Origin of the sequence: Exiguobacterium sp. s78 (assembly GCF_018618985.1) — a bacterium.
GTDB classification, from domain to species: domain Bacteria; phylum Bacillota; class Bacilli; order Exiguobacteriales; family Exiguobacteriaceae; genus Exiguobacterium_A; species Exiguobacterium_A abrahamii.
The window spans coordinates 1-7,932 of sequence record NZ_JACSNB010000009.1 but is presented as its reverse complement, the minus strand read 5'-3'; the positions used below and the strand labels follow the sequence as shown (position 1 = coordinate 7,932).

Below are 7,932 nucleotides of genomic sequence, written 5' to 3'. Positions count from 1 at the left end.
GAGGAGGCGGTGGGATTCGAACCCACGCACGGCTTTCGCCGCCTGACGGTTTTCAAGACCGTTCTCTTAAACCACTTGAGTACGCCTCCAAGCTATAAAACGTGCATGTCGTTGTCAAAAAAATAAAAATGGAGGAGGCGGTGGGATTCGAACCCACGCACGGCTTTCGCCGCCTGACGGTTTTCAAGACCGTTCTCTTAAACCACTTGAGTACGCCTCCGTACTTCTTACAAGATCAATGATGACCTGTCTGTTTTCCTGACATTAATTATGATAGCATCTGCCTTTTAACGTGTAAAGACCTTTTCTAAAAAAACTTTTTAAAATACAGAAAGGGGGATTACTCCCCCTTCTGACTTAAGCTTGAATCACTTCAAGACCACCCATGTATGGACGAAGCACTTCTGGAATAACAACTGATCCATCCGCTTGCTGGTAGTTCTCTAAGATCGCAGCAACTGTCCGACCGACTGCAAGGGCAGAACCGTTTAACGTGTGAACGAATTCTGGTTTTGCGTTCGCTTCGCGGCGGAAACGAATCTGCGCCCGGCGTGCTTGGAAATCTTCAAAGTTTGAACAAGAAGAGATTTCACGGTAGACGCCTTGGCTTGGCATCCAGACCTCGATGTCGTATTTCTTCGCAGCCGTGAATCCGAGATCAGCTGTACACATGCTCAATACTTGATACGGAAGTTTTAGCTTTTTCAAGACTGTTTCCGCTTGTCCTGTTAACAATTCGAGCTGCTCGTAAGATTCTTCTGGTTTGACGAAACGAACGAGTTCAACTTTATTGAATTGGTGCTGACGGATCAAACCGCGTGTATCGCGTCCGGCAGAACCAGCTTCTGAACGGAAACATTGGCTATATGCCGCATAGCCGATCGGTAACTGATCTGCTGTTAGGATTTCTTCACGGTGCATGTTCGTCACCGGAACTTCTGCTGTCGGTACGAGGAAGTAGTTCGTCTCTTCAATCTTAAAGGCATCCTCTTCGAACTTCGGCAATTGTCCTGTTCCTGTCATAGAGTCACGGTTGACCATGAGTGGTGGCAAGATTTCTGTGTAGCCATGCTGATCTTGGTGAAGATCCATCATGAAGTTGATCAATGCCCGCTCAAGACGTGCCCCCGCTCCGCGGTAAAAGACGAAACGGCTACCTGTTACTTTTCCGGCACGCTCGACATCGACGATTTTTAATTGCTCCATCAAATCCCAGTGCGGGACCGCTTCGAAGTCAAACGCTGGTTTGTCACCGACTTCACGTAAGACGACGTTATCGTCTTCAGAAGAACCGACCGGTACACTGTCATGTGGAATGTTTGGAATACCGAGGAGCAGTTGGTTCAATGTCGCTTCAACATCGCGTAACTCGTCGTCAAGCGTCTTGATCTCGTCTCCAACACTACGCATCGCAGCGATCGCTTCATCCGCATTTTCTTTATTGCGCTTGAGTTCAGCGATTTTTTTCGTTGCTTCATTTCGTTCTGCTTTCAATACTTCGGTCCGCGCAATTAGTTCTCGGCGTTTCTCATCAAGTGCGAGGAAACGGTTCATGTCCGTCAAGTCCTCTCCTCGGTGCGCTAACTTTTCTTGAATGGCGTCAAAATCTTGGCGTAATCGTTTAATATCAATCATCTGTAATTCCTCCTTTATGTCATAAAAAAAGGCGACTCGTCTCTTTCCGGTATTCCTACCGAAAAGGGACGAATCACCTGGATCCGCGTTGCCACCCTCATTGCTAGACACATCTAGCCAACTTAAGACGCGATAACGGGCGTACCCGCACCTTGTTCGCAAGGTGTGCGATCCGGCTCGATTCAATCCATCGATCTGACTAGTTCACACCACCCACTAGCTCTCTTAACAGTATCGATACATCTACTTGGTCCGTTCATAGCATCTTTATGAGATTAGTCTTACTTTACACCATCGCCTTGGAAGTTGACAAGAGTCGATTGTTGAATCGCTTGTTCAATTTGCTTCGACCACGCTGTCCAAGCACGGACGAGACGTGTCGGAACACTCGCAAGTGGAACCGCAGTTGCGCTATATAAATTCACGCGGGGTGTCTCAAATCCTGGTAGATAGATCCCATCGTCCGCGACCTGCACTGTCCCAACGACTTCTTGTTTCGTTACGGGAGCCGTTGTTTTGGAGAAGTCGAACCGTGGTTCCCGCGTCTCCGCTTGTTTTAAGACCGTAACGTATAACGAACCGTCCGTGACGACGTCTAGCTTTCGGACGGTTGCCCCTTTAATCGGAAGAACGTCTTTGATCCGTTCCCCTTTTCCGTAATACGTCAATGGCTCAAACGTCGCAAAACCATAGTCGAGTAGCTTTTTCGTTTCCTTGAAACGGGCTTGATCGGAATCCGTTCGCATGACGACCGTGACAAGCGTCATATTATCCCGCGTCGTTACGCTCGCGAAGCAATAACCGGCTAAATCAGTCGTTCCGGTCTTCATCCCCCGCATGCCGGCATATGCGAATTTTTCCTTCGTCAGCATCTTATTCGAGTTATTTAAGACCTCTCCATCAAGTTTCATCTGTGTTTTGTTCGTCACATTCAGTGCATCCGGGTAATCCTTGATGTAGCGAATGACGAGTAAGGCGATATCGGTCGCTGTCATCAAATTCGTTCCTGGAAGGGTCGCATCGACAGCATCTAGACCAGAGGCATTCGCATACTCCGTGTCGTTCATCCCGAACTGTTTTGCTGTCTCATTCATCTTTTCAACGAACGCCGCTTCTGAACCGGCGACAGTTTCGGCTAGCATGACCGCTGCATCATTGGCCGATTTGATGAACGCCGCATTATACATCTCGCGAACCGTGTATGTTTTAGCTTTAACTGGAACACGCGCGATTCCGGACGTCTTCGCAAGCTTTAACACTTTTGCACTCGGCGTGATTTTTTGATCCCACGTCAGTTTTTTCAATTCGATTTGTCGTCTGACGAGGTAGAGCGTCATCAGCTTCGTCATCGAAGCAGGGGGCAACGAAACATCCGCTTCCGATTGAAGGAGGATTTTTCCTGTGACCGCATCGGCCATTATGTAAGACTCTGCTTGAATCGAAGGTGCTGCTTGTCCCGCTGTAGGAAATCCTACGACTAGGAGCACACTTAAACAGAGTAGTAAAATTCGTTTCATCGTGTCTCTCCTTCACTCAATCATTCGTTTTACGAATAGTGTAGCACAAAAGAAGCACCTGACAGTAGAACCTGTCAGATGCTTTCACGCTTTATGAACGGACGGACTGCCGCTGTTTGATTTTTTGTAAAAAATAGCGGTGCAAGCGATCGTCCTCTGTCAATTCAGGGTGAAACGAACACGCGAGGTGTAAGGATGTCTCGACGGCAACGATCTGGTCTTCGACTTTCGCAATCACTCGTGCTCCTTCCCCAACAGACAGAATCAATGGCGCTCGAATGAATACTGCCTCGATTGGCTCTTCAATCCCTTCAACCGGTAGCAATCCTTCAAATGAATTGATTTGTCGACCGAAGGCATTTCGACGGACCGTCATCGAAATCGCGTTGAGATGACTCTGACCTGCTTCAACAGCGGTTGCGAGTAAAATCATTCCAGCACATGTTCCGAACATCGGTAACGTCGTCGCTTTTTCCCGAAGCGGTTCCAGTAATTCATAGCGTTCGATCAATCGACGCATCGCGGTCGATTCGCCTCCTGGTAAGACAAGTCCATCGAGTCCATCGAGATCGCTCACTTGTTTGACGAGAACGACATCGACACCAAGACCTTCAAGCTGCTGTCGATGTTCACGGACCGCTCCTTGAACATCAAGAATACCGATTACCATCCGCGTGTCGCCATCCGTTCCTCAAACGGCATCGATGTGACATCGATTCCTTTCATTGCTGTTCCGAGTCCTTTGGATAAAGACGCGATCCGTTCAAAATCATCTTTGTACGTAACGGCTTCGACAATCGCCCGAGCGACACGTTCTGGGTGTTCTGATTTAAAGATCCCCGATCCGACGAAGACACCATCTGCCCCTAGGTGCATCATGAGTGCGGCATCAGCTGGTGTCGCGACTCCACCGGCTGCAAAGTTGACGACCGGTAGACGTCCCTGTGTCCGAATATCACGTAATACTTCGTACGGAGCACCCCATTCTTTCGCAAATGTCATCAATTCATCTGGACTGACATGTAAAATCTGATTCAATTGTGCTTGAATTTGTCGCATATGGCGAACAGCTTCGACGACGTTCCCAGTCCCAGGCTCGCCTTTCGTCCGAATCATCGCTGCTCCTTCTGCGATGCGACGAGCGGCTTCCCCAAGATCACGTGCACCACAGACGAACGGCACAGTGAACTCTGACTTCAGTAAATGATATTGTTCATCTGCCGGAGTCAGGACCTCACTCTCATCGATGAAATCGACCCCCATCGATTCGAGAACACGTGCTTCGACGATATGACCAATCCGGCATTTTGCCATGACGGGAATTGAGACCGCTCCGAGTACTTCTTCTGTAATCAATGGATCTGCCATTCGTGCGACGCCTCCGTCACGACGAATATCAGACGGGACACGTTCAAGTGCCATGACTGCAACAGCACCTGCTGCTTCCGCAATCTTTGCTTGTTCCGCATTGACGACATCCATGATGACGCCACCCTTTTGCATTTCAGCCATTCCACGTTTGACACGATCCGTTCCTTGTTGACGTTCCATATCCATTCCCCCTTGGTTGACTTTCACTCCTTTAGTATACGGAACGTTGACACTTTTAAAAGTATCAGTTTATGATGATTTCAACAGGTCAGTTTACAAAGAAGGAGTCAGACGAGATGGACATGCTATCATTTCAACTCACGCGCAACCAGGAAAAACCACTTTATGAACAGCTTTATCAACAGATCCGAAATGAAATCATTGCCGGTCGTTTAGCATACGGCACGAAATTACCATCCAAACGAAAACTCGGTCAATTTTTGAACTTAAGTCAAACGACGATTGAGCTTGCTTACCAACAACTCGTCGCAGAAGGATATGTCGAATCCATCTCACGTAAAGGGTACTTCGTTCTTGCCTATGAGGAACTCGCTTACGTCAAAACTTCACCCGTCATCGAACCACGTGTGACTAAAGAAAAACCGATCATCACGTATGATTTTCATCCAAGTAAAATTGAAGGGATCTCTTTCCCGTTCGCCCGTTGGCGAAAGTATGCCAAAGATATCATCGATACCGATCACCACCTACTTGTCTCACTCGGTCATCCACAAGGCGATCTAGCGTTACGCGAAGAGATTGCGACCTATCTTTATCATTCTCGTGGTGTCGTCTGTTCTCCTGAACAAATCGTCGTCGGTTCAGGTGTCGAGCAATTGTTGCCGCTCGTCCTCTTCTTACTGGGACGCGACGTCACGTACGGTATCGAGGATCCCGGTTATCATACGACACGCCTATTACTTGAAAATCATGAACGCATGATTGAACCGATTCGTGTTGATGCGAATGGATTACGGATTGATCACTTACAGGAATCAAACGTCGATGTCATGTATGTCACACCGGCACATCAATTTCCGTCCGGTAGCATCTTATCCGTCAACCGAAGACATCAGTTGTTAAACTGGGCGGCGATGGATCCGACCCGTTTTATCATCGAAGACGACTATGATAGCGAATTCCGCTACAGCGGTAAATCGATTCCGTCTTTACACAACATGGACAGCAATCGTGTCATTTACATGAGTACTTTCTCAAAATCACTCATGCCTTCACTACGGATCGGTTATATGGTCTTACCCGAAGTCTTACGCGCTCGGTATCAAACAGAACTATCACACTATACCTGTAGTGTCTCGCGCTTCGATCAAACGATCTTGACGCGCTTCATGAAAGAGGGCGACTTTGAACGACATCTCAACCGGATGCGTAAAGTCTATCGTCGCAAGCTCGACGTCTTAATCCAATCACTTCGCCGGATTCCCGCCTTACGATTGACCGGCGAAAGTGCAGGGCTCCATGTCGTCGTTTCCGTAGCGAACGGGATGACGGAGCAGGAGCTCGTAAAGCGGGCACAACAACAAGGCATCCAAGTATATGGTCTTTCTCAATATGCCCAGTTACCGCTTCTTTCCGATACGCCTCAAATCGTCCTTGGATTTGCGAGTCTCTCTGAGCAAGAGTTGATAGAAGGATTACGATTGTTGATGGACGCGTGGGATTTGCATAAATCATCATGAAAAAAGCCTCGCCTTTCTACTAGAGAAAGACGAGGCTTTTGTTTATTGACGTGTATAGTTCGATGCTTCTTTTGTAATTTGAATATCGTGCGGGTGGCTCTCTTGCAAACCAGCGCCCGTCATACGGATGAACTGTGTCTCCTCACGCAATTCTTCTAACGTTGCAGCGCCACAGTATCCCATACCTGAACGAATACCACCAACGAGTTGGTACACCGAATCGCCGAGTTTACCACGGTAAGCGACACGTCCTTCGATTCCTTCTGGAACGAACTTCTTGTCTGCTTCTTGGAAGTAACGATCTTGGCTACCGCGTTTCATCGATGCTTCAGAACCCATACCACGGTATGTCTTGAATTGACGACCTTGGTAGATTTCCATCTCACCTGGGCTCTCTTCTACTCCTGCAAGTAAGCTTCCGAGCATGACAGCGTGACCGCCAGCAGCAAGTGCTTTTACGATATCTCCAGAATACTTGATGCCACCGTCAGCGATGATCGAGACACCATGTTTCCGTGCTTCTGTCGCACAATCGAAGACGGCTGTGATTTGTGGTACACCGACGCCTGCGACAACACGTGTCGTACAGATCGAACCAGGTCCGATACCAACTTTGATGACAGATGCACCGGCTTCAATCAAATCGCGTGTTGCTTCTGCCGTCGCAACGTTACCCGCAATGATTGGTAAGTTTGGATATTCTTCACGAAGTTCACGTACTTTGAGAAGAACACCTTCTGAGTGACCGTGTGCCGTATCGACGACGAGTGCATCGACACCTGCATCGACAAGGAACTTCGCGCGCGTCGAAGCGTCTTTCGTTACGCCGACAGCTGCTGCGACGAGTAAACGTCCGAACTGATCTTTCGCAGCATGTGGATACTGTTCGACTTTTTCAATATCCTTTGTCGTAATCAACCCTTTTAATACACCGTTCTCATCAACGAGTGGTAACTTTTCGATGCGATGTTTGTGGAGAATCTGTTCTGCTTCGGCAAGGGACGTACCAACTTTTGCTGTCACGAGTTCTTCTGTCGTCATCACCGTTTCAATGACAGTCGAGTAATCCTTGACGAAACGAAGATCACGGTTCGTCAAAATCCCTACTAATTTACGCTCTGTTTCGTTATTAACGATTGGAACACCAGAGATGCGGTACTTACTCATCAAATACTCAGCATCGTAAACTTGACGCTCTGGCGTCAAATAGAACGGATTCGTGATGACACCATTTTCAGAACGTTTGACGCGATCGACATGTTCTGCTTGTTCTTCCATTGACATATTCTTATGAATGACACCAAGACCACCTTGACGTGCCATTGCGATTGCCATCGGTGCTTCTGTGACGGTATCCATCCCAGCACTGATCAACGGAATATTAAGTGTGATCCCTTCACATAGCGTGACAGATAAATCAACGTCGCGCGGCAAGACACTCGAACGACGGGGTACGAGTAAGACGTCATCAAACGTCAAACCCTCTTTAGCAAATTTGTTCTCCCACATGTTATCCACTCGCTTTCTCTTTTATAAAAGAATATTGATGTTATGGTAACAAGCAGAGGGTGTCATGTCAATGACTCGACCAATAATCAGAACAGTCTGAAGTTTCACATAACACAAAAAGACCGACCTGCAATCTGCAGATCGGTCAAGTGCCTGGCAACGTCCTATCCTCACAGGGGGAAGCCCCCAACTACTTTCGG

At 47.9% G+C, this 7,932-nt stretch carries 6 protein-coding genes, 2 tRNA genes and 1 other annotated feature; of the genes, 1 reads left to right on the top strand and 7 read right to left on the bottom strand.

Going from position 1 to position 7,932, the window contains the following annotated elements; all coding sequences use genetic code 11:
• Position 1 precedes the first annotated feature (1 nt).
• The 6 genes from KNQ18_RS17035 to pdxS all read right to left on the bottom strand — a co-directional run bounded on the left by KNQ18_RS17035 (position 2) and on the right by pdxS (position 4,703).
• Positions 2–89, bottom strand: a tRNA-Ser gene (locus KNQ18_RS17035).
• 40 nt (positions 90–129) lie between these two features.
• Positions 130–220 (bottom strand) — tRNA-Ser (locus KNQ18_RS17030).
• A 137-nt stretch (positions 221–357) separates the two neighbouring features.
• Entirely contained in the window at positions 358–1,635 is a 1,278-nt protein-coding gene (gene serS, locus KNQ18_RS17025; RefSeq protein ID WP_050679050.1) for a serine--tRNA ligase, read from the bottom strand.
• A 61-nt stretch (positions 1,636–1,696) separates the two neighbouring features.
• Positions 1,697–1,904, bottom strand: a binding site (T-box leader).
• A 12-nt stretch (positions 1,905–1,916) separates the two neighbouring features.
• Positions 1,917–3,152 (bottom strand): D-alanyl-D-alanine carboxypeptidase family protein, encoded by a 1,236-nt coding sequence (locus KNQ18_RS17020; RefSeq protein WP_149426587.1) that lies wholly within the window; start codon positions 3,150–3,152, stop codon positions 1,917–1,919.
• A 91-nt stretch (positions 3,153–3,243) separates the two neighbouring features.
• Positions 3,244–3,822: a pyridoxal 5'-phosphate synthase glutaminase subunit PdxT gene (gene pdxT, locus KNQ18_RS17015; protein ID WP_149426586.1), complete on the bottom strand. Its 579-nt coding sequence runs from the start codon at positions 3,820–3,822 to the stop codon at positions 3,244–3,246.
• A complete protein-coding gene (pdxS, locus tag KNQ18_RS17010; protein ID WP_023469872.1) occupies positions 3,816–4,703 on the bottom strand; it encodes a pyridoxal 5'-phosphate synthase lyase subunit PdxS in 888 nt (295 codons plus the stop codon). Before pdxS ends, pdxT begins: the two co-directional genes overlap by 7 nt.
• 116 nt (positions 4,704–4,819) lie before the next feature.
• Here pdxS and pdxR point away from each other — a divergent pair, with 116 nt between their 5' ends.
• Complete coding sequence (gene pdxR / locus KNQ18_RS17005; protein WP_149426585.1) at positions 4,820–6,223, top strand: MocR-like pyridoxine biosynthesis transcription factor PdxR; 1,404 nt, start codon at positions 4,820–4,822, stop codon at positions 6,221–6,223.
• A gap of 42 nt (positions 6,224–6,265) precedes the next feature.
• Here pdxR and guaB read toward each other — a convergent pair whose 3' ends face one another.
• The gene (gene guaB / locus KNQ18_RS17000; RefSeq protein WP_029343029.1) at positions 6,266–7,732 is read right to left on the bottom strand and encodes an IMP dehydrogenase; all 1,467 of its coding nucleotides are present in this window, start codon (positions 7,730–7,732) and stop codon (positions 6,266–6,268) included.
• Between the last annotated feature and the right edge of the window lie 200 nt (positions 7,733–7,932).

What these genes read in the sequence shown, in the direction of transcription:
- serS (WP_050679050.1), bottom strand. Translation starts at nt 1,635, where the DNA reads ATGATTGATATTAAACGATTACGCCAAGATTTTGACGCCATTCAAGAA.
- KNQ18_RS17020 (WP_149426587.1), bottom strand. Translation starts at nt 3,152, where the DNA reads ATGAAACGAATTTTACTACTCTGTTTAAGTGTGCTCCTAGTCGTAGGA.
- pdxT (WP_149426586.1), bottom strand. Translation starts at nt 3,822, where the DNA reads ATGGTAATCGGTATTCTTGATGTTCAAGGAGCGGTCCGTGAACATCGA.
- pdxS (WP_023469872.1), bottom strand. Translation starts at nt 4,703, where the DNA reads ATGGAACGTCAACAAGGAACGGATCGTGTCAAACGTGGAATGGCTGAA.
- pdxR (WP_149426585.1), top strand. Translation starts at nt 4,820, where the DNA reads ATGGACATGCTATCATTTCAACTCACGCGCAACCAGGAAAAACCACTT.
- guaB (WP_029343029.1), bottom strand. Translation starts at nt 7,732, where the DNA reads ATGTGGGAGAACAAATTTGCTAAAGAGGGTTTGACGTTTGATGACGTC.